We start from the raw sequence: 2,436 nt of genomic DNA, 5'->3' as shown, positions 1-2,436 counted from the left end.
CGGCCCAACGCCGTTCGCGCTGCCGCCATCAAAGATCGATGCTGGCCGACAGCTGGAAGGTGCGCGGCGCGCCCAGCGCCAGGCTGGACAGCAGCGGCATGCCCCAATACGCCTTGTTGGTGAGATTGGTGATGCCGGCGCGCAAGGTCACGGGACGGTTCGCGACCTGGGTTGCGTAGCGCGCGCCCAGGTCGTAGGTGGTGCGCCCGCCCACCCACAGGCCGTTGTCGGCGCTGATGTACTGCTTGGAGACCGCGGTCGCATTGCCCGTGAGCGTCAGGCCCGCGGCGCCGGGCACATCCCATTCCACGCCCAGCTTGCCCTGCAGCTTGGCCACGCCCGTGGCCATCTTGCCCTGGGCGTTGGCCACCGTGGTGCGCGTGACCTTGGGGTCGACATAGGCCACGCCGCCCATCAGCCGCAGGCCGCGCGTCGCCGCGCCAAAGAAGCTCCACTCCAGGCCGCGGTTGCGCTGCTCGCCGCCAAACGAGAAGATGTTGGTCACCGGGTCGGTGTAGCTGCTGGGCTTCTCGACCTGGTAGAGCGCGAAAGTATGCGCAAACTCGCCCATGTCTACCTTGACGCCCACTTCCCTTTGCTTGGTCTTGTAGGGCGGGAAGACATCGCCGGCATTTGCCGCGGTGAGGGGCGCGCTCTGCCCCTGGCTCAGGCCCTCGATGTAGTTGGCGTAGAGCGCCACGCGCTCGCTGGCCTTGACCAGCAGCGCGGCCGCGGGCGTGGTCTCGCTCTGGTCATAGCGCGTGGCCAGCAGTCCCGTGACGGTGCTGTAGGTGTCGCTCTTGACCTGCTGGCGGCGCAGGCCCAGCGTGAGCTGCACGCGGTCCTGGGCAAACGACAAGGTGTCAACCAGGCCAATGCTGGTCAGCGCCAGCGCGGTGTGCGAGACCGGCGGCGCGATGAACGCCGGCGCCGCGCCCCAGACCGGGTGGTAGAGATTGGTGGTCCAGTCGGCGCCGGGCACCGAGCGGCGGCCGTAGTCGTGCTGGTCATGCTCGTAGCGCGTGGCGTTCAAAGCCCACTGGTGCTTGATGCCCGCGGTCTGCAGCCGACCCTTGAGGCCCACTTCGGCCGACTTCTTGTCGACATCGAAGGCCAGCTGGCCCATGGTCGTGCGGTAGTCGCCCGCGGCGTTGAGCACCTGGGCCGAGATCGCGCCGTTGTACTGGTAGTTGGTCCTGGCCGTGCCGAAAGCGCCATACGCCGTGATCTGGTCGCTGATGTCGATCTCGCCGCGCAGGATCGCGCCCTGGTCCTTGCTGTCGACATAGGCCCAGTCGGGGTTGATCAGCGTACTGCCGCTGGGCGGGCGCGGAATCGCCACGTTGGGCGCCAGGCTGATGCCGCGCGTCTGGCCGTTGATGTGGTCGTCGGCGCTGTAGAAGTCGGCCGACAGCCGCGCGCGCTGCAGGCGCCAGTCGAGGCCCAGCGCGCCCATCTGCAGCTTCTTGTCCTGGTTGTCGACCGGGCCCGCGCCATCGCGGTAGACGCCGTTGAAGCGCAGGCCGAATTCCTTTTGCTCGCCAAAGCGCCGGCCGATATCGACATGGCCGCCGAACTGTGAATCCGACAGGTAGGTGGCCGTGAAGCGCGTGAGCGGCGTGTCGCCCGCGCGCTTGGGCACGAGGTTGATCGCCCCGCCCACCGAGCCGCCGGGCGGCATGCCATTGAGCAGCGCCGACGGGCCCTTGAGCACTTCGACGCGCTCGAACATTTCAGGCGAAGTGCGGTAGTACGGCGCCATGCCGGCCAGCCCGCCGAACGTCATGTCGTTGGTGCTCGAGGCAAAACCGCGTATCGAATAGTTCTCGCTCCAGGCGCCGGAAACGCCGTTGCTGAACACCGCCGGGTCGGTGGCGGAAATCACTTCCGTGATGTCCTTGGCCTGGCGATCGGCAACGTACTTCTCGGTGTAGCTGATGGTGGAGAACGGCGTCTCCATGAAGTCCTTGTCGCCCAGAAAGCCCACGCGCCCGCCCGAGGAGACCTGGCCGCCCGCATAGGGCGCGGTGGCGCCGCCGGACTGTCCCGAGACAGTGACGGTGGGCAGCGTGGCCGCGGTCTCGGTCGACTGGGCCTGCGCGCTGATGGCGATCAACGCCAGCGCGGCGCCAGCGGTCTGGCGCAGCAGGAACGCGCCGGTGGGTGTGGAGTGTGAAGTGCGGCGGATGCGGGACATCGGATGCTCGCTTAGAAGTTGAGGTGGATTGAAATGAGACGCACTCCTGTTTCCAGACGGCAGTTCGCCGTCGCTGGCACAGGAATACGTCAGGGGATCAGGCCCTGATCGGGGCCGGAATGCGGGTCAGGGGCGGTAGGCCTTGAGGACGTCATCGATCACGATGCGCACGGAAGTCGGACTGGCCGCGGTCACATACCAGGCCTGGGCGTCGACAAACACCACGCGGCCGTTCTTCC

Annotated in this window: 1 protein-coding gene and 1 pseudogene; both read right to left on the bottom strand. The window is 67.4% G+C overall.

The features are described from left to right. Positions 1 to 28 precede the first annotated feature (28 nt). Positions 29 to 2,197 carry a TonB-dependent receptor gene (locus tag RR928_RS24345; RefSeq protein ID WP_332684640.1) on the bottom strand — a complete coding sequence of 723 codons (2,169 nt, stop codon included), beginning with the start codon at positions 2,195 to 2,197 and terminating at the stop codon, positions 29 to 31. A 126-nt stretch (positions 2,198 to 2,323) separates the two neighbouring features. After that, positions 2,324 to 2,436 (bottom strand): annotated as a pseudogene (locus RR928_RS24340) (ferric anguibactin-binding protein); the annotation flags it as partial.

This window comes from Comamonas sp., assembly GCF_036666375.1.
In the GTDB taxonomy this organism is placed as follows: Bacteria; Pseudomonadota; Gammaproteobacteria; order Burkholderiales; family Burkholderiaceae_C; genus Comamonas.
This window is presented reverse-complemented; position numbering and strand designations above follow the sequence as displayed.